The organism is Frigoribacterium sp. CFBP 8754, from assembly GCF_014841815.1.
Taxonomy (GTDB): domain Bacteria; phylum Actinomycetota; class Actinomycetes; order Actinomycetales; family Microbacteriaceae; genus Frigoribacterium; species Frigoribacterium endophyticum.
On sequence record NZ_JACYUO010000002.1, the window covers coordinates 612,657 to 631,479 of the forward strand.

General features: G+C 76.3%; 12 protein-coding genes. 8 read left to right on the forward strand and 4 right to left on the reverse strand.

The features are described from left to right. The first annotated feature begins 73 nt into the window (after nt 1–73). Nucleotides 74–1,831 (forward strand): polysaccharide biosynthesis tyrosine autokinase, encoded by a 1,758-nt coding sequence (locus tag IFT72_RS16635; RefSeq protein WP_192046224.1) that lies wholly within the window; start codon nt 74–76, stop codon nt 1,829–1,831. Next, nucleotides 1,828–2,718, forward strand: coding sequence for a nucleotidyltransferase family protein (locus IFT72_RS09290; RefSeq protein ID WP_192046225.1), 891 nt, complete (start codon nt 1,828–1,830; stop codon nt 2,716–2,718). The genes IFT72_RS16635 and IFT72_RS09290 overlap by 4 nt, the downstream gene beginning before the upstream one ends. A gap of 16 nt (nt 2,719–2,734) precedes the next feature. On the opposite strand, the gene IFT72_RS09295 is transcribed toward IFT72_RS09290, so the two are convergent. After that, complete coding sequence (locus IFT72_RS09295; RefSeq protein WP_192046226.1) at nt 2,735–4,051, reverse strand: O-antigen ligase; 1,317 nt, start codon at nt 4,049–4,051, stop codon at nt 2,735–2,737. Nucleotides 4,052–4,281: 230 nt separating this feature from the next. Between IFT72_RS09295 and IFT72_RS16640 the strand changes: the two genes are divergently transcribed. The 4 genes from IFT72_RS16640 to IFT72_RS09310 are packed head-to-tail and all read left to right on the forward strand — an operon-like array spanning nt 4,282 to nt 11,145. After that, nucleotides 4,282–6,453 carry an acyltransferase family protein gene (locus IFT72_RS16640; protein WP_197981324.1) on the forward strand — a complete coding sequence of 724 codons (2,172 nt, stop codon included), beginning with the start codon at nt 4,282–4,284 and terminating at the stop codon, nt 6,451–6,453. Then, nucleotides 6,450–8,738, forward strand: a complete 2,289-nt coding sequence (locus IFT72_RS15675; RefSeq protein ID WP_197981325.1) for an acyltransferase family protein — start codon at nt 6,450–6,452, stop codon at nt 8,736–8,738. Before IFT72_RS16640 ends, IFT72_RS15675 begins: the two co-directional genes overlap by 4 nt. Further along, nucleotides 8,735–9,895: a glycosyltransferase gene (locus IFT72_RS15680; protein WP_197981326.1), complete on the forward strand. Its 1,161-nt coding sequence runs from the start codon at nt 8,735–8,737 to the stop codon at nt 9,893–9,895. Before IFT72_RS15675 ends, IFT72_RS15680 begins: the two co-directional genes overlap by 4 nt. After that, nucleotides 9,892–11,145, forward strand: a complete 1,254-nt coding sequence (locus IFT72_RS09310; RefSeq protein ID WP_192046227.1) for a hypothetical protein — start codon at nt 9,892–9,894, stop codon at nt 11,143–11,145. The genes IFT72_RS15680 and IFT72_RS09310 overlap by 4 nt, the downstream gene beginning before the upstream one ends. Nucleotides 11,146–11,224: 79 nt before the next feature. Here IFT72_RS09310 and IFT72_RS09315 read toward each other — a convergent pair whose 3' ends face one another. From IFT72_RS09315 to IFT72_RS09325, 3 genes are all read right to left on the reverse strand, one after another. Further along, a complete protein-coding gene (locus tag IFT72_RS09315) occupies nt 11,225–13,684 on the reverse strand; it encodes a polysaccharide biosynthesis C-terminal domain-containing protein (RefSeq protein ID WP_192046228.1) in 2,460 nt (819 codons plus the stop codon). 230 nt (nt 13,685–13,914) lie between these two features. Next, a complete protein-coding gene (locus tag IFT72_RS09320) occupies nt 13,915–15,570 on the reverse strand; it encodes a hypothetical protein (protein WP_192046229.1) in 1,656 nt (551 codons plus the stop codon). A 204-nt stretch (nt 15,571–15,774) separates the two neighbouring features. Next, nucleotides 15,775–16,824 carry a LacI family DNA-binding transcriptional regulator gene (locus IFT72_RS09325; RefSeq protein ID WP_185233606.1) on the reverse strand — a complete coding sequence of 350 codons (1,050 nt, stop codon included), beginning with the start codon at nt 16,822–16,824 and terminating at the stop codon, nt 15,775–15,777. A 76-nt stretch (nt 16,825–16,900) separates the two neighbouring features. Between IFT72_RS09325 and IFT72_RS09330 the strand changes: the two genes are divergently transcribed. After that, nucleotides 16,901–17,848, forward strand: coding sequence for a carbohydrate ABC transporter permease (locus IFT72_RS09330; protein ID WP_056058994.1), 948 nt, complete (start codon nt 16,901–16,903; stop codon nt 17,846–17,848). 2 nt (nt 17,849–17,850) lie between these two features. Further along, nucleotides 17,851–18,798 carry a carbohydrate ABC transporter permease gene (locus IFT72_RS09335; RefSeq protein ID WP_056056922.1) on the forward strand — a complete coding sequence of 316 codons (948 nt, stop codon included), beginning with the start codon at nt 17,851–17,853 and terminating at the stop codon, nt 18,796–18,798. Nucleotides 18,799–18,823 lie beyond the last annotated feature (25 nt).

Consider the following 18,823-nt stretch of genomic DNA (forward strand, 5'->3'; position numbering starts at 1 on the left):
GGACGCCCTCCGGCCGCCGGCCGGCACCCGCCCCGCGACACCAGCAGCACCGCCACCGCGACAGGAGAAGCCCGTGGACCGACCCGACACCGAGCCCCGCCCCAGGACCCTCGACCTGCAGGACTACCTGCGCATCGTGCGGTCGTACTGGCTGGGCGCCTTCCTCATCGTGCTGCTCGGCGTGACCGCCGGCGCCGGCTGGACCCTCACCCAGACCCGCGTCTACGAGTCGAGCGCGTCCGGCGTCGTGCAGGTCGCCGCCGGCGGCGACGCCAACCTCGCCTTCGCCGCCGACCAGCTGGCGAAGTCGCAGGCGCAGTCCTACGTCGAGCTCGGCGGCTCGCTCGCGGTGGCCGAGTCGGCCGCGGCGGCGCTCGGCGGAGCGGCGTCGCCGGCGTCGCTGCTCGGGCGCGTGACCACGTCGCTGCCCGAGGACACGGCCATCATCACCGTGACCTCCCGCGGCTCGACCCCGGCCGACGCCGCGGCGCTGACCGACGCCTGGCTCGCCGCGATGGGCGAGCAGATCGCCGCGATGCAGGAGGAGAGCACCGACACGGGCGGCTCGGCCACGTCGTTCGTCGCGCTCTCGTCGGCGTCGGTGCCGACGTCGCCCGCGTCGCCGAACGTGGAGGTGGCCCTCCTGCTCGGCGGGCTCTCCGGCCTCATGCTCGCCGGCGTCTACCTGCTCGTCCGCAACACGCTCGACCGCCGGATCCGCTCCGCGGCCGAGGTGGAGTCGCGGTTCGGCGTAGGCGTGATCGGCACCATCCCGCAGAACGACGCGCTGGCCGAGCACGGCGGCCTCGTCGCGGCGCTGCCGAACGCCACCGCCGACGACCGCCACGTGAACTTCGCCATGTCGGAGGCGCTGCGCGAGCTCCGCACCAACCTCGCCTACGTCAAGGTCGACGCGCAGCCGCGGGTGATCGTGATGACCAGCCCGCAGCCGGGCGACGGCAAGTCGACGCTGGCGGCCAACCTCGCGGAGTCGCTCGCCGTGTCGTCCGACCAGCGGGTCGTCGTCATCGACTGCGACCTGCGCCGGCCGACCCTCTCGAAGGTGCTCGGCGTCTCCGAGGGCGCGGGCCTCACCGACGTGCTCTCCGGCCGGGCGCAGCTGCACCAGGTCATGCAGCAGACGGAGGCCGCGTCGAACCTCTGGGTCGTCGGCGCGGGGCGCATCCCCCCGAACCCGAGCGAGCTGCTCGGGTCGCAGACCTTCCAGGACCTCGTCTCGACCCTCGCCGAGCACGCGACCGTCATCCTCGACGCTCCCCCGGTGCTCGCCGTCACCGACGCCGTCGTGCTGGCCGCCAAGGCCGACGGCGTGCTGATGACCGCCTCCGCCGCGCGCACCACCTTCGACCAGCTCGACCGGGCGCTCCAGCTCGTCACGCGGGGCGGCGGCGACGTGCTCGGCGTGGTGCTGAACCGCGTGCCCACCAAGGGCCGCGACGCCCGCGAGTACGGCTACTTCGGCGGCAGCTACTACTACTACGAGGGCGACGTCGGGACGGGCGGGGCCGTCGGGGCCGGCGCGGGCTCCGGCACGGCGCCCGCCTCCCGCGAGGCCGTGACGGCCCCCGCGCCCGTGGTCGCCCCGACGCCTCCTGCGGCCCCGGCCCCGGCCCCGGTCCCGGCCCCGGCTGGTGCCGCGGCTGCTGCTGCCGCTGCTGCTCCCGGTGTGGCGCCGGCTCCTGCCCGGGTCCCCGCTTCACCCGCCTCGCCCGCGGCGCCCACGTCCCCCGCGGTGCCCGCCTCCCCCGTCGAGGCCCCGGGCGGCGCGCTCACCCGTCGCGAGATCCGCGAGCGCGAGCGCACGCGGTGACCGGGCCGGCCGTCGTCGTGGCCGCCGCCCCCGTCGTCGAGCTGGCCCACGCCCTCGTCGCCGACGTGGCCGGCGGCGTCGGCCTGCGGGCCCTCGTCGTCAAGGGCGACGGGGCCGCCCACCACGGCCTCCGGCCGCCCCGCGTCAGCGCCGACGTCGACGTCCTGCTCCGCGGCCGGGACGACGCCGCCCGGTTCGGGGCGGAGCTGGCACGACGGGGCTGGCGCACCCGCCCCGCCGACGCCGACCTCACGGCCTTCCCCCGCCACTCCGACACCTGGTTCCACCCGGGCTGGAGCTGCGACCTCGACGTGCACCACCGCTTCCCGGGGCTCGACGACGACCCCGGGGCGGCGTTCGACGCCCTCTGGGCCCGCCGCGTGGTGCTCGACCGGGCCGGCCGCGACGTCGCGGTGCCCGGCCGGGTCGACACCCTCCTCGTGCTGGCCCTGCACTGCCTCCGCAGCCCCTGGGTCGAGCGCCACGCCGACGAGCACGACCGCCTGGTCGAGCACGCGCGGGCGCTCCCCGTCGCGGAGCTCGTCGACGCCGCGCGTCGCCTGCGCGCCCTCGCGCCGCTGCGCCCCTTCGTCGAGGAGGCCGCGGGTCCGCTCGACCTCGCCTGGGGCGCCCCGTCCGCCGAGTGGCGGCTGCGCACCCGGTCGGCCTCGCCCCTGACGCGTCGGCTCGTGGCCTTCCGCGACGCAAGCGCCCGCGAGCGGCTGCACGCCGTGCGCCTCGCGCTGCTGCCGCCGCGGGCGACCCTCGTGAAGGACGGCCTCGGCGCCGATCTCCGGGGCGTCGACCTGCTGCGCGCCTACGTCGTGCGCTGGGCGCGGGGCCTGCGCGGGCTGCCCACGGCCTGGCGCGACGCGCGGCACGGCTGAGGCCCCGGCGACCGCCTCAGGCGACGAGCGCCGGGCGGCGGTCCTCGCGGGCCGGGTCGTCCTCGACGCTCGCGTCCTCGCGGTCCCGGCCCTGCTGCTCCGCCCGGTCCGACGCGGCCAGCGCCGCGGCGCCCGGCAGGGCGAAGAAGAGCGACATCAGCACGCCGACCCCGAGCCAGACGACGAGGTCGAAGGAGGCGCCCATGCCGAGGAAGAGCACGACCACGGCACGGGTCAGGCGGTCGCCGCGGGCGAAGGTCACCACGGCGACGAGCAGGAAGACCGACAGCCCCAGCACCCCCGTGGTGCCGAGCAGGTACACGTAGAAGTTGTCGACGACCTCGAGCCCGAAGGTCAGTCGGATGTGCCCGTCACGGAACAGCCCGACCTCGCTGCCGAAGCCGGTGCCCCAGAGCGACTCCGCGAGCGGCCGGGCCAGCAGGGCGGGCACCGCCTGCACCGACTCGAGGCGGTGCACCCACGAGCCCGAGGCGAGCAGGTCGTCGACGATCTCGGAGAGGCCGAGGTCGAGCAGCAGCACCCCGCTGCCGACCACCGCCGCGATCGCGACGTTGCGCAGCCAGGCGGCGAGCCTCGACCGGAGGAGCAGGTGCACGCCGACGGCCACGACGAGGCAGGCCGCGATGCTCCTCGTGCCCGAGAGCAGCACGCCGCCCGCGCACACGGCGAGCAGGGCCCACCGGGCCCGGCGGGAGAGCTGCCACGGGTCGGCCCAGACGAGGAGGACGGCGAGCCCCTCGAGCAGGCCGAGGATGATCGGGTGGCCGAGGGTGCCCTGCACGCGGTCGACGGCGTCGCCGAGGAAGGGGTTGAGGCGCGTGCCGCCGCGGAGGCCCCACAGCAGCGGCTCGCCGACCGCGAGCTCGGCCAGGGCGATGCCGACCTGCACCACCGCGACCGCGACCACGGCGCCGAGCACGAGGTGCACCTCCCGACGGGTGAGCTGGCCGGCGACGAGCGCGACGACGACGGCGAGCCCGAAGTACGCGACGAGGCGGGGCACCGAGTACGTCCCCGCGACGAGCGCGCCCACGGCGAGCCAGGCCCAGAGACCGGAGACGAGCAGGAAGGGCACGCCGCCGACGCGCCGCTCGAGGCCGCCGCGCGCCAGGGCCACGAGGAGGAGCACGGCCGAGAAGACGAAGCCGGCCACCCACGCGGCGGGCGGTGCGCTGTTGTTGCCGACGGCCACGACGACGGCGACGGTCACGGCGAGGGCCGCCGCGCGGACGCACCAGGCGGGCACGACGAGGAGGAAGACGGCGAGCACCAGCAGGCCGGCGCTCGCGAGCAGGAGGAGGGTCATCAGCATGGGGCGGTCTCCGTTCGGGAGGGGCCATCGCACCACGTCGCCCGGCCGCCGCCGGGCCCTCCGCCCGCCTCCGCGGGGCCGGGCGGCGCCCCTTCCACCCCGCGCTTCGCCCGGGGTGAGTCCCGGGATGAAGCGCCGTGCCCCCGCCCCCGTCAGAGCCCGGGGGGACCGGGGGAGGCGGTCGTCACGCCCCGCAGGATCACCGGGTGTCGATCACCCGAGGAGGACCCGTGACCCGCTCTGCCGCCCACCCGCCGACCCCGCACCGTCTCGACGTGCAGGGCCTCCGGGCCCTCGCCGTCGTCGCCGTCGTCGTCGCCCACGCCACCGACCGGCCGAGCGGCGGGTTCACCGGCGTCGACGTCTTCTTCGTGGTGAGCGGCTTCCTGATCACCGAGCTCCTCGTCCGCGAGCGGGCACGGACGGGGACGATCTCGCTCTCGATGTTCTACCGCCGCCGGGCACGGCGCATCCTGCCCGCCGCCCTCGTCGTGCTGGCCGCTACGGTCGCCGCGACGTTCGCCCTGTACGGCTCGGGCCGCGGCGGCGTCGTCCTCCGCGACGCCGCCGCCTCGCTCGGCTTCGTCGCCAACTGGCGGTTCGCCGCCACCGGCACCGACTACTTCACGGCCGACGGCCCCGTCTCGCCGCTCCAGCACTTCTGGTCGCTGGCGGTCGAGGAGCAGTTCTACGTCGTCTGGCCCCTGCTCGTGATCGGCGCCGTCGCGCTCGCGACGCGTCGTCGGCGCGGCGAGCTGGGCCTGCGGGCGCGCCTCTACGCCGGAGCGGCGATCGCGGTCGTGGCGGGCGCCTCCTTCGCGGTGGCCCTCGTGCAGTCGGCGTCGTCGCCGACCGTCGCCTACTTCTCGACCGCCACGCGAGCCTGGGAGCTCGCCCTCGGCGCCGGCCTCGCCCTCGCCGCGCCCGCCGTCGGCCGTCACCTGCCGGGCTGGTCGCGCCCCGCCCTGGGCTGGGCCGGAGTCGCGGTGATCGTCGTCGGCTTCGCCACGGTCAGCGAGTCGGCCGGCTTCCCCGCCCCGGGCGCGCTGGTGCCGACCCTGGGCACGCTGCTCGTGCTCGCCGCCGGCATCGACCACCCGCAGCGCTCGCTGGTCGTGCTGACGAACCCGGTCTCGCGCGCGGTCGGCGACGCGTCGTACTCGATCTACCTCTGGCACTTCCCCGTCGTCGTGCTGTTCGCGCCCTACCTGCGCTTCCTGCTGGGCGACGCCGCTCCCGAGGCGCTCGTGACGACGCTCGTGCTCCTCGTCACCGCCGTGCTCTCGGCCGTGTCGCACCGCCTCGTCGAGCAGCCCGTGCTGCGCAGCTCGTGGCTGCTGCCCTCGACGGACCGCCGCCGGAGCGGTCGTCGCGCCGCCGCCTCCCGGCGCTCCCGGCCGCTCGTCGTGGCCGTGGCCGCGACGGTCGCCGTGCTCGCGGTCACGGGCACGGCGATCGCGTCGTCGGGCGGTGCGCCGGCCGACTCCGCCGCGCCGACCGCGGCCGTCGTGCCCGCCCCGCCCGAGGGCGAGGGGGGCGGCGCCCCGGAGGCCGGTGCCGCCCAGGCGCAGCTGACGGCCGAGATCTCCGCCGCGCTCGACGCCGAGAGCTGGCCCGAGGCGGTCGCCCCTGCCGCGGAGAGCGGCCGCGAGGGAGCCGCCCCGGGCAACGCGGGGCGCTGCGGGTCGGTGACGCTGCTGCCCGCCGCGGAGTGCACCTTCGGCGACCCCGACGCTCCCCGTCGGGCCGTGCTCGTCGGCGACTCGATCGCCCAGGCGTACGTGCCCGCCCTCGCCGAGATCGTCGGCACCGGGGAGTGGTCGCTGCGCATCGTGTCGATGTACGCCTGCCCGTTCGTCGACCTCGAGCTCTCGGACGACGCCGCCCGCGCGGCGGCCTGCCGCGACCGCCGCGAGACCGAGTACCGCGTGGTCGAGGAGACCCGGCCCGACGTCGTCTTCGTCGGCAACACCTTCACCCGCGAGGTCGACGCCGCCACCGGCCGCCAGGCCACCCTCGGCGCCTGGTCGGGCGCGTTCCGGTCGATGCTCGAGCGCCTCGGGGCCAGCGCCGGCCAGACCGTCGTCCTGTCGCCTCCCCCCGCCGGCTCCGACGTCCGGGAGTGCTTCAGCCAGTTCGCCGGGCCCGAGGCCTGCGTGAGCCGTGTCTCCGCGTCGAGCTGGCCCTCCATGGCCCAGGACCAGGTCGCGACCGCCGAGGCGGTCGGCGCCGTCTTCGTCGACGTGCGCCCGTGGTTCTGCGACGCGCAGGGCTCGTGCCCCGCCTTCGCCGGGGACACCCTGACGAAGAAGGACGCCCTGCACCCGACGAGCGACTGGATGCGCAAGATCACCCCGGTCGTGCGGGAGGCGCTGGTCGCCGAGGGGGTCGTCGGCCTGTGAGCCTCCTCGCCGCCGCCCCCGCCGCGCCCGCCGCCCCGCGCCCCGCACGCCCCGCCCCGCACCTCGCGCTCCGCTTCCGCCCCGACGTCGAGGGGCTCCGGGCGCTCGCCGTGCTGCTGGTGCTCGCCGACCACCTCGTCGGCGCCCCCTCCGGCGGGTTCGTCGGCGTGGACGTCTTCTTCGTCCTCTCCGGCTTCCTCATCACCGGGCTCCTGCTGCGGGAGGCCGAGACCACCGGTCGCGTCGACCTGCTGGCCTTCTACCTGCGGCGCACCCGCCGCATCGTGCCGGCCGCGCTGCTCGTCGTGGTCGTCACCGTCGTCGCGTCGGCCCTCGTCCTGCACCGCGTCGGCGCCCTCCGCGTGCTCGGCGACGGGGTCGCGTCCGTGCTCATGGTGCAGAACTGGCACCTGGTGCGGCGCGGGGTGAGCTACTTCGGCGGCGACGGCACCGGCTCGCCCCTGCTGCACTACTGGTCGCTCGCCGTCGAGGAGCAGTTCTACGTGCTCTGGCCCTGGCTGTTCGTGGTCTGGGCCTGGTCACGTCGGCGCTCGCGACGGCGCACCGCGGCCGGGTCGACGACGCCCCGCCCGGGCACCGGGCGCAGCGTGCTGCTGGTGGTCGTGCTCGCGGCGACCGCCGCCTCGTTCGGGGCCTCCGTCGCGGAGACCGAGCTGCGCCAGGGCTGGGCCTACTTCTCGTTCCAGTCGCGCGCCTGGGAGCTGGGCGTGGGGGCGGCCGTCGCCGTGGCGGCCCCCGCCCTCGCCCGGGCGGGCCGGGCAGGGCGCACCGTGCTCTGGTCGGGCGGCCTGCTCGCGATCCTCGCGTCGGCCGTGCTCGTCGGCCCCGAGCACGCCTTCCCCGGCGTCGCCGCGCTGCCGGTCGTGCTCGGCACCGCCGCCCTGCTCGCGTCGGGAGGTGCCTCCGGCGGGCGGCGCCTCGCCCCCGTCGTGCTGCTCGACAACCCGCCGATGCGCTGGCTCGGCCGCGTCTCGTACTCCCTCTACCTCTGGCACCTGCCCGTGTTCGTCCTGCTCTCGGCCGTGTGGCCCGACCGCGGCCTCGCCGTCGCGGGGCTCGCGGCCACGCTGTCGGTCGGCCTCGCCGCCCTCACCCACCGGTTCGTCGAGCAGCCCCTCCGCCACGGCGCCGTCGGTCGGCGTGGCCGCTCGGCCGACCCCCGGGCGGAGTCGCGGGCCGAGTCGCGCGCGGAGGCCCGGACGGAGGCGCCGCGCCGGTCGCACGGCCTCCTCGCCGGGGCGACGGTGGCGGTGGCGGTGCTCGGCCTCTCCGCCGTGCAGCTCGTCGGCCCGGCGACGTTCCCGCTGCCCGCGCGGGCTCCCGCGGAGCGTGCCGCCGCCGCGCCGTTCCCCGACGAGGCCGCCCTGCGCGCCGCCGTGCAGGAGGCGGCGGACGCGGAGGGCTGGCCGGCCCTCTCGCCGTCGCCGGACGACGTGTCGTGGGCCGACGGCGCGGCCGCCTCGGCCGGCCCCGGCTGCCTCGTCGACCCGGTGGGCGCCTCCCCCCGGTCCGTGGCGGAGGCCGCGGCGGCCTGCACCGCGGGCCCCGAGCACGCCGAGCGCACCGCCGTCGTGCTCGGCGACTCCATCGCGACCAGCTGGCTGCCGGGGATCACCGGCGCGCTGGTGCCGGAGGGCTGGCGGGTGGTCGGCCAGGGCCTGCAGAGCTGCCCCGCCGTCGACGTGCGCACGACCGACCGGCTCGAGCGCGCCTCCTTCGCCGACGACTGCGCGGCCGCCCGCGACGCCGCCGTGGAGCGCGTGGTCGCCGAGGCCCCCGACCTCGTCGTGCTGTCGAGCTCCCTCGGCGCGTACCAGCGGCTGACCGGGCGGGGCGACGAGGCCGACGCGGCGGGAGCCTGGCGGGAGGGCACGGCCCGCACCGTGGCCGAGCTCGCGGCGGCCGGCGCGACCGTCGTCGTGCTCAGCTCGCCGCCCGAGTCCGCACCCGCCGCGGAGTGCGCCGTGCGCCCCCGGGGGCCCGCGACGTGCCTCAGCACGCCCTCCCGCGCGTGGGTCGACAAGACGGCCGCGGAGCAGGAGGCCGTGGCCGGCCTCGCCGACGGCTCGACGCCCGGGGCGCCGCTGCGCGCCCGGTTCGTCGACACGGCGCCCTGGACGTGCACGGACGAGCTGCGCTGCCCGGCCTTCGTCGGCGACGGCCTGGTCAAGGTCGACGCCGGGCACCTCGCCGAGCGGTGGTCGGCCTCGCTGGCGCTCGTCCTCCGGGCGGCCCTGCTCGACGGGGCGGGGGACGCCCGGTGAGCGGGCTGACGACGGGGCCCGACGCGGTCGGCCCGGCCGGCGACGAGGGCCCCGGGGCGCCGCTCCGCGTGGTCCACGTGCTCGACTCGTTCACAGCCGGCGGCGCCCAGGCGGTCGCCGTGCAGCTGAGCGCCTGGCTCGCCGCACGCGGCGCCGAGGCGCACCTGCTCGGCGTCGACGGCCCGCTGGCCGCGGACGCCCGGCGGGCCCTCGGGCCCGCGCGCGTGCACGTCCACCCCGGGACGGTCGCCGTCGGGGGCTCCCTCGGGCGCTTCGTCGCGGGCCTGCGCGCACTCGACCGGGCCTGCCGGGAGGTCCGCCCCCACGTCCTCCACGCGCACCAGCGCCGCGAGGCCCTGCAGTGCCTCCTGGTCGGCGCCCGGCACGGCGTGCCCGTCGTCGAGCACGCCCACACCTACCTGCCCCGCGCCGGCCTCCGGGCGTTGTCGTTCCGGAGCGCCGCCGTGTTCGCGGTCAGCGACCACGTCGGGGCGATGATCGCCGACCGGTTCGGTCGTCGGGACGGCGTCCTCGTCGTCGGCAACGCACCGGCCCGGACGACAGACCGGCCCGTGCTGCCCGTCCCGCCGCCGGGCGGCCGCCCCCTGCGGATCGTCGGCCTGGGCCGGCTCGTCGAGCAGAAGGACCCGCTCCGCTTCGTCCGCGTGGTGGCGGCGGCGGCCCGGGTCGTCGACGTCGAGGCGGTGTGGCACGGCGACGGTCCCCTGCTCGACGAGGCCCGGGCGCTCGCCTCCCGCCTCGGGGCGCCCGTCGTCTTCGCCGGCCACGCCGACGACGTGCCGGCGAGGATCGACGCGGCCGACGCCCTCCTCATGACCTCGGCCTGGGAGGGGCTCCCCCTCGTCGTGCTCGAGGCCTTCGCCCGGCACCGGCCGGTCGTCGCGACGGCGGCCTCGGGCGCGCCCGGCGCGCTGGGCGACGGCCGCGCGGTGGTCGTGCCCGACGACGCCGACGACGAGACCGCGGCCCGCCTGCTGACCACCGCCCTCGCCGACCGGACGAGGACGACCGAGCAGGTCTCCCTCGCCGCCGGGTGGCTGGCGCGCCGGGCCACCCCCGACGCCGTCTTCGGCCCCGTGCTGCGGACCTACGATGAACTGCGGCGCCGCGCCGCACCGAGAGGGCGACGACCGTGAGCCACCAGACCGACCCCGCCCTCCTCGACGCCCTCGACGCCCTCGACGCCCTGACCGTCACCGCGATCGGCTGCCGGGTGGTGGTCGGGCTCGTGGGCCTCGACGCCGGGCAGCGCGCCGACCTCGCGACGTCGTGGGCGTGGTGCGAGCCCGTCCTCGAGCGTCGACCCCGCTCGGAGTGCGACGCCGTGGCCGTGCTGCGCGGCGACGGCGACGACGACGCCCCGGCGGGCGCCGACTCCGACGCACACGCCGACGCGCCCGCCCTCGTCGTGGCCGACGCGCTCGACCAGCTCACGGAGACCGTCACGACCGTGGTCACGCAGCTCGCCATCGACCAGCGCCGCGACGACCTCCTCCTGCTGCACGCGGGCGGCGTCGCCGACCCCGTCACGGGCGCCGTCGTCGCGTACGTGGCCCCGTCCGGGCACGGCAAGACGACCGCCTCCCGCGCCCTCGGCCGCACCCTCGGCTACGTGACCGACGAGACCGTCGCCGTCGACGACGACGGCCTGGTGGTGCGCTACCCCAAGCCCCTCTCGGTGCGGGGCCCGGCCGCGCCGGGGGCATCGCGGCCCAAGGCGCAGGTCTCGCCCGACGCGGCGGGGCTCCGACGCGCTCCCGACGGGCCCCTGACGCTCGCGCGCGTCGTGCTGCTCGACCGCGACCCCGCCGCGACGGAGGTGACGGTCGGCCCGATCGGCCTCGCCGAGGCCGCCGCCCGGCTCTTTCCGCAGATCAGCTACCTCGGCGCCCGCGCCCGCCCGCTGCGCCGGCTGCAGGCCCTGCTCGAGCGCACCGGCGGCCTGCTCGTCGTGCGCTACGCCGAGGCAACGACCCTCGAACCGGCCGTGCGCGAGCTGCTCGCCGTGTCGGCACCGGCCGCGACGCCGGGGGGCGAGGGCCCCGGGGAGGCGACGGTCGGGCTCGACGCGCACCGCGCCTCCCCGGGGGCGCCGGGCCCGACGCACGGCGGGGGCGTCCTCGTCGCGACGGCGGTGGACGACTGGGTGGCGGACGCCGGCTCCGTCGTGGTGCTGCACCGCGACTCCCTGCGGACCCTCTCGGGCATCGGCGTCGCCGTGTGGCACGCGGCCCGGGCCGGCCGCACGCTCGACGAGTCCGTGGCCGCCGTCGTGCGCGAGCACGGCCTGCCGGGCGACGGGCCCGAGGCGGTCGCCCGGGCCCGCGAGCTCGTGCTGGCCGCCGTCGCCGAGCTCGTCGCCGCCGGCCTCGTGCGTCAGCGCTGACCGGGCGGCCGCGACCGCGGCCCCGTCAGCGTCAGCGTCAGCGTCAGCGTCAGCGGCCCCGTCAGCGTCAGCGTCAGCGTCAGCGGCGAGCGCCGCGGCGACGCCCGACGGCCGCCGTCACGGCCGCGGCGAGCGCGTCGTCGAGCCCCCGGAACTCGGCGCGCACGTAGGCGTCCAGTCGTGCACGGGCCCCGCCGACCGCGCCCGGGCGCCGGTCGGCCAGACCCTCGACCACCCGCGCCAGCGCCTCCGGATCGGCGGCGGGCACGGTCACCAGCTGTCCGCCGACGAGGTCGCGGAGCTCGTCGAGCGCCGCGCTCTCGCGCGTGACGACGACGCGCCCGGCCGCGAGCCCCTGCCAGACCTTGTTGGCGATCACCGAGCCCGCCTTCTCGGAGTCGCCGAACAGGCCGAGCACGACGTCGTGCTCGCCGATCAGCTCGCCGAGGCGCTCCGGGCTCGTGGCCGGCAGGAAGGCGACGCGGTCGCCGACGCCGAGCTCCGCCGCGAGGGCCGCGGCGTCGGCCTCGCCCCCGGCCCGGTCGGCGCTGCCGACGACGGTCAGGGCGACGTCGGCCCGTCGCGTCGCCGCGACCCCGCGGACGATCGTGGGCACGCCGTGCAGGGGCAGGAACGACCCGTAGAAGAGCAGGCGGAGGCGCGGGTCGGCCCTCAGGGGCCGCTCGCGCGCCCAGGTCGGCGCTCCCACCGGCAGCGACAGGACGGTCGCGCGCGGGTGCCGCCGGCCGAGGTGCTCGGCCCGCACCCGCGTGTCGACGAGCGCGACGTCGGCGGCGCGGACGGCGACCCGGTCGACGAGCGCCCAGAGCAACGCGCGCGGAGACCACGGGGCCCGGAAGCCCTGGTCGCCCACGAGGGTCTCGTGCTTGCCGATGAACACGTCGACGACCAGGGGCAGGCGGCGCACCCGGGCGACGGCCCACGCCGCGGCGACGAAGTCGAGCGACATCTCGGAGACGAGCACGACGTCCGCCGCCCGCGAGCGCACGACGAGCGCCCGGAGGTCGACGAGGTGGCGTCGGGGGCCGCGCGCCCGCTCGTGGAGGTCGACGCGGTGGCCGCGGGCCTCGAGGTGCTCGCGCACCCGCACGTTGCGGGGGTAGCCCGGGTCGTGGACGCGCCACTGGAGCACCCGGAGCCCGGCTCCGGTCGCCGCGCCGTGCGCGTCGCCGCCCGCCCCCGCGGCGCCGAGGGCGCGCGCTGCCGAGCGTCCGCGCCGCTCCGCGACGGCCCGCCCGAGCGACCGCAGCTGCACGACGAGCACGGCCGCCTCGGCGACCACCTCGCCCGCGAGGGCACCGACGACGCCGCCCTGGTGGCCCAGCAGCAGGATGAGCGGAACGCCGACGAGCGCCCCGACGAGCGCGCTCCGCGCGAGCCCCCGCACCTCCCCCACCACGACGAGCGCGATGCCGCCGACCGCCCGCGACAGGCTCACGACCACGACGAGGGTCGCGCTGATCGCGGCCTCGCGGTGGCCGAGCGTCGCGACGCCGGAGAACACGACGGCCGACAGCCACGGGCCGGCCACGGTCAGCACGACACCCGCCGCGGCCCCGACCAGGCCGTTCACGACGATCGCGACGCGGGCACGGTCGAGCCGGTGCTCGACGCCGGCCGGGGCCCCGACCCAGCCCTGGAGCGCGTTCGGCACGGCCTGCAGGCCGGAGAGGAGCATGCGCTGCAGCCGCTCCGCCGCGGCGAAGACGGCGGTCACCGAGGTGCCCGCCACCGCGCCGACGAGCACCACCGGGAGGGCGATGTAGGCGGCGCTCAGCGCGCGCCCGGTGAGCGCGTGGCGCTGCCCGGCGAGGGCGCCGAGCACGCGCCGGGGCGTCAGCCCGGCCGCGTGCCGGGGCCGCACCCCGACGACCGCGAGCCCGACGACCGGGCAGACGACCGAGGGCAGCAGGCACGCGGCGACGAACCACCAGAGCGAGCCGCCGAGCGACACGGCCAGGGCCGCGACCACCATCGCGGCGATGCGCGGCCCCGCCTCGACGGCGAGCACGAGGGACGGGCGCCCCGTGCCGATGAAGAGCCAGGTGGCGTTGAGGCTGCTGAGGGCGCCGCCCGCCGCGATCAGCAGCGCCTCGACGGGGTGGCGGGGCACGAGCAGGGCGACGGCGAGGGCGACCACCGCGAGCGTCGGCACCGCCGCGACGAGCTTGGTCGCCGTCACGAGCGCGAGGAGGCGACGGCGCGCCTCCGGGCCCTGTCGCGCCGCCCGCTGGGTGCCGGTGAGGCCCCAGCCGAGCTCGACGACGACGGCCGCGGCGGCGCCGAGCGACTGGGCCACCGCGACGCTGACCCACGCCCCCTGCCCGAAGGCGGCCGTGATCGCGGGGAGGACGAGCAGGGGCGCGACGGCGGTGAGCAGCGGCAGGGCGACGAAGCCGCCGAGCCGGGCCGCGGCGGACGAGACCGGGCCGCGCGCCCCTCCGCGCCCGGGAGCGGGCGGGTGAGGTGCAGGAGGCGCGGCGGGCGCGGGACGGTCGGCGGCGGTCGGGTCGGGCATCGGGGCACCTCGGTCGGGGACGGTCCTCGGCGGGACGGGACGGAGCAGGACTCCCAGGGTGCGACTCCCCCGTCGCGCGCCCGGGGGGCTCGGGCCTGGCCCCGCGGCCCCGGCCCCGCGACCTCACCCCGGCCTTCACCCCGGGACGCCGCGAGCCCCCCACCCGGGTCGGGCAGGGGGCTCGGGTCGCGCCGAGGCCGCGGTGGCGGCGGGTCGGCGGGGAGGGCGGCCTACGCGGGCACGGTGCCCGCGAACAGGTGCGTGCTGCCGTCGGGGGCGCCGCCGATGGCCGTGGCCGGTGCGAGGGTCGCCGACGCGCCCGTGCCGAGCAGCCAGGCCCCGTCGTTGTCGGTCGCGATGTACGAGTGGCCCCACACCTGCCCGGTGCTCGTGACCATCGTGTAGGCGATCTGCGGGTCCTCGCCGGCGCGGTAGGCGCTGGCGGCGGTGATGGCCGTGACCTGACCGGTCGCGGCCTCGGCCTTGCGAGCGTTCGGGTCGAAGCCGCCGCCGTACGACCAGGCGCGCCAGAGCTGGCCGTCCTTGGCGTAGTAGTGCACGCTGCCGGTCGCATTGCCGCCGATGGCCGTGGCGGGTCGCACGCCGGGCTGCACGCCCTCGTCACGGAGCTCCCAGGGCGTCTCGTTGCCGGCGGTGTCGGCCATGGCCCAGAGGGCACCGCCCGCGGTGACGGCGGTGGCGGCGATCTGTCCGGGCATGTCCGGATGGAACGCGGCGGCGGCCTCGATCTGGACGACATCGTCGACGCCGTCGAGCTGACGCTCCGGGCTGGACGCCGAGCTCGGCCCGCCGACGACCTGCCAGAGCTGGCCGCCCTTGACGTAGCGGTGCTGGCTGACGCTGCTGGACCCGACCACCGTGGTGGCGGGGCGGACCGTCGGAGCCGCTCCGGTGTCGATCAGTCGGATGGCCTGCACCGAGGCGAAGGTCGTCACCGCCCAGACCTCGCCGGCGCTCGTGACCGCCGTGACCGCCATGGGCGTGGTGCCGCCGCCGAACGAGCCGTTGGCCGCGTCGACCTGCGTCACGGTGCCCGCGGTGGGGGCGACCAGCTGTGCGGCGGCGAGCCCGGTGTTGCCCACCCACCAGAGCGCGCCGTCCTTCACGAAGTAGTGCGTGCTGAAGGTCGTGGCGTAGCCGAAGGCGGTCGCTCCGGCCACTGCGGGGTCCGCTCCCGTGGCCGCGAGCCGCCAGGGGCTGGCCGTTCCGTTCGTCGACGCGGTCGTCCAGACCTCGCCCGTCGTCGTGACGACCGTCGACGCGGTGCGGCCGGGCTGACCAGGCACGTACGACGTGGCCGACGAGACGTCGGCCACGTCTCCGGTCGCGTCAGGGATCTGGCGGGCAGCAGGCTGCTCGCGGTCACCCGCGGTGACCGGCACCGCGAACAGGCCCGTCTGCACGACCGTGATCGTGGTCTGCACGGGGGCCACGCCCGACGCCGTCGCGGTGAGGGTGACGACGCCGCCCGCGAGGAGGCTCGCGAGGAGGCCGCTCGCGACGGCGACGCCCGCGGCGTTCGTGACGGTCGTGAAGGTGAGGGCGCCGTCGGGGAAGGAGGCGGGGCCCGTGACCGTGAACGTGACGGTCTCGCCCGGCAGCGGCACGCCGTTCTGCGACACGACGAGCACGCTCGCGTCCGACAGGTCCGCGCCGAGGCCGCGGGGCGCCTCGTCGGGGAAGCCGATGGTGATGCGGGCGTTCGACGACGCCGCGTGGGCGGGGGTCGCGAGGGCGATGCTCACGACGGGCACGGCCCAGGCCGCGGCGGTGACGACGGAGCGGCGCGAGGGCCCGGCGTGCCCCTCGACGACGGACGGCGGGGCGGCCGGGTTCACGGGCAGGGAGCGATGACGATCGGTCACGGTGGGGGTCCTCTTCGTAAGGGGGGGTCGACGACGACCAGACGTCTCCCGTCTGGCTCGTGTCGGCACCCTGACCCCTCCGCCGGGGTCCGTCACCGCGACTCCCGCGCCCCCGCGCCGTCGGCGCACCGACATTTCACCCGCTCCGTCACCTGGCGGCGACGCGGGGCCGGGCGGAGTCGCGGGGCCGAGAGCAGGGCGCGGTCAGGCGCGCGGCGGCCCCGCGCTCTCGCGGACGACGAGGTGGGTCGGCACGATGCGGTCGGCCGACGGCTCCTGCCCCTCGAGCATCTCGAGCAGCACGTGCATCGACCGCAGCCCGATCTCGCCGAAGTTCTGGTGCACGGTCGTGAGCGGCGGCCAGAACGAGCCGGACTCCTCCGTGTCGTCGAACCCGACCACGCTGACGTCGCCGGGGATGGAGCGGCCGAGCTCGTGCAGCGCGTGCATCACGCCGAGCGCCATCTGGTCGTTCGCCGCCACGACGCCCGTGACGTCGTCGCGACGACCGATCTCGAGCCCGATGCGGTAGCCGGAGGCGGTGGTCCAGTCCCCGCCGAGGGGCGCCTCCGGCTCGAGCCCGGCGTCGCGCATCGTGTCGAGCCACGACGTCGCGCGGCGCGTGGCCGAGTACGAGGTGGCGGGCCCGGCCACGTGCACGACGCGGGTGTGGCCGAGGTCGAGCAGGTGCTGCGTGGCCAGGCGCATGCCCTGCTCCTGGTCGGTGTCGACGACGACGTAGGGGTCGACCGCGTCGGAGTCGATGATGACGACGGGCAGGCCGACCGGGACGATGAGGTCGGCGCGGTCGAGCATCTGCGCCTCGATGATGATGACGACCCCGTCGACCGCCTCCTCCTGCAGGCGGCTGAACGCGCCCGCCACCTCGCCCTCGGTGGGGTGCGCGACCGGCATCAGGGTGATCGTGTAGCCCGCGCCCGAGGCGGCCGTGACGATGGCGTCGAGGGTCTTCATGTTGCCGAGGGTCGAGAGCGTGAACATGATCACGCCGATGCTGCGGAAGCGCCCGGTCTTCAGCGCCCGGGCGGCGCTGTTCGGCCGGTAGCCGAGCTCGGCCATCGCGTCGAGCACCCGCTGACGCGTGCCCGCCTCGACGTTGGCGGCGCCGTTCGAGACCCTCGAGACCGTCTGCGACGACACGCCGGCGCGCGCCGCGACGTCCGCCATCGAGACGGTGCGCGTGCGGGAGGGGCGCCGGCTGCTCGACTTGACGATCGGCGTCGAAGGTGTCATGGTTGCGAGCATCCCAGATGTTTACGCAAACACCCAATCAGTGGCTGCGAGACGAACCCCGACGAAGTGGATGGACATGACGACGTTGTCGACACCGGCAGCCCGGCCGAGGGCCGAGGCAGCCCCGAGCTCCGTGGGCGGCGGCGCCCCGATCCGTCGCGACAAGCGTCGCTGGACGGGCTGGGGCTTCGTCCTCCCCTTCCTCGCCGTCTTCCTCGTGGTGCTCGTCGCCCCGGTCGTCTACGCGATCTACCTCAGCCTGTTCCAGGAGAAGATGATCGGCGGCAACGCCTTCGTCGGCATCGCGAACTACGCGCAGGCGCTCAGCGACCCGAACTTCTGGGACGCCCTCGGCCGCGTCGCGCTCTTCCTCGTCGTGCAGGTGCCGATCATGCTGATCATCGCCCTGGTCGCCGCGCTGGCCCTCGACTCGGCCCGGCTGCACCTCACGTCGTTCTTCCGCATCGCGATCTTCCTGCCCTACGCCGTCCCCGCCGTGGTCGCCGCCCTCATGTGGGGCTTCATCTACGGCAATCGCTTCGGGCTCGTCGGCAACCTCGAGGACCTCACGGGGTGGGCCCTCCCCGACCTGCTCTCGCAGGGCTGGATCCTCGCGTCGATCGGCAACATCGTCACGTGGGAGTTCGTCGGCTACAACATGCTGCTGTTCTACGCCGCCCTCCGCGTCATCTCGCCCGACCTCTACGAGGCCGCCGAGCTCGACGGCGCCGGCCCGCTCCGCATCGTGAAGAACATCAAGCTGCCCGCCATCCGCGGGGCCATCGTGATCGGCATCATCTTCTCGATCATCGGCAGCTTCCAGCTCTTCAACGAGCCGAACATCCTGCAGACGCTCGCGCCGAACTCGATCAGCACGTACTTCACCCCGAACATGTACGCCTACAACCTCTCGTTCGCAGGCCAGCAGTTCAACTACTCCGCCGCGATCGCGATCATCATGGGCGTCCTGACGATGGTCGTCGCCTACGTGGTCCAGCTCGTCGGCTCGCGGAAGGACGCCTGACCATGTCGACCCTCACCGGTTCCCCCCTCGCGGCGCCCGACGCCGGCACCCCGACCGTCACCCCCACGCGCGAGACGCGCGACCGCAAGCGCCGCGCCGGCGCCCCGCGCGACAAGCGCAGCGTGCTGCTCACGCTCGTCATGGCGCTGCTGCTCATCTACTCGGTGCTGCCCCTCTTCTGGCTCCTGGTCAACTCGACCAAGACGCAGGAGGCCCTCTTCAGCTCGTTCGGGCTCTGGTTCAGCGGCGACTTCGCCCTCTTCGACAACATCGCGGGCGTCTTCACCTACGGCGACGGCGAGTTCATCCGCTGGCTCGGCAACACGCTCCTCTACGTCGTCGTCGGCGCCGGCGGCGCCACGCTGCTCGCCACCCTGGCCGGCTACGGGCTGGCCAAGTTCGACTTCCCCGGCAAGAAGGCGGTCTTCGCCGTCGTGCTCGGCGCCGTGGCCATCCCCGGCACGGCCCTGGCCGTCCCGACCTTCCTGATGTTCAGCCAGATGGGCCTGACGAACACCCCGTGGGCGATCATCCTGCCCTCCCTGATCAGCCCCTTCGGCCTGTACCTGATCTGGACGTACGCGGTCGACTCCGTGCCGAACGAGATCCTCGAGGCCGCCCGGATGGACGGCTCCAGCGAGGTGCGCACCTTCTTCACGATCAGCCTGCGCCTCCTCAGCCCCGGCCTCATCACGGTGCTGCTGTTCTCGATCGTCGCGACCTGGAACAACTACTTCCTGCCGCTGATCATGCTGAGCGACTCGCGCTGGTACCCGCTGACGGTCGGCCTGAACCAGTGGAACGCCCAGTCGACCACCGTCGGCGGCGACCCGATCTACAACCTCGTCATCACCGGGTCGTTCCTCGCGATCATCCCGATCGTGGTCGCGTTCCTCTTCCTCCAGCGCTACTGGCAGTCCGGCCTGTCGGCCGGCGGCGTCAAGGCCTGACGCCGTCGCGACCCGCGCCTCCCTC

Coding starts and splice junctions, on each gene's coding strand:
- IFT72_RS09330 (WP_056058994.1), top strand. CDS start 16,901: ATGACGACGTTGTCGACACCGGCAGCCCGGCCGAGGGCCGAGGCAGCC.
- IFT72_RS09335 (WP_056056922.1), top strand. CDS start 17,851: ATGTCGACCCTCACCGGTTCCCCCCTCGCGGCGCCCGACGCCGGCACC.
- IFT72_RS09295 (WP_192046226.1), bottom strand. CDS start 4,051: ATGCTGATGACCCTCCTCCTGCTCGCGAGCGCCGGCCTGCTGGTGCTC.
- IFT72_RS09315 (WP_192046228.1), bottom strand. CDS start 13,684: ATGCCCGACCCGACCGCCGCCGACCGTCCCGCGCCCGCCGCGCCTCCT.
- IFT72_RS09325 (WP_185233606.1), bottom strand. CDS start 16,824: ATGACACCTTCGACGCCGATCGTCAAGTCGAGCAGCCGGCGCCCCTCC.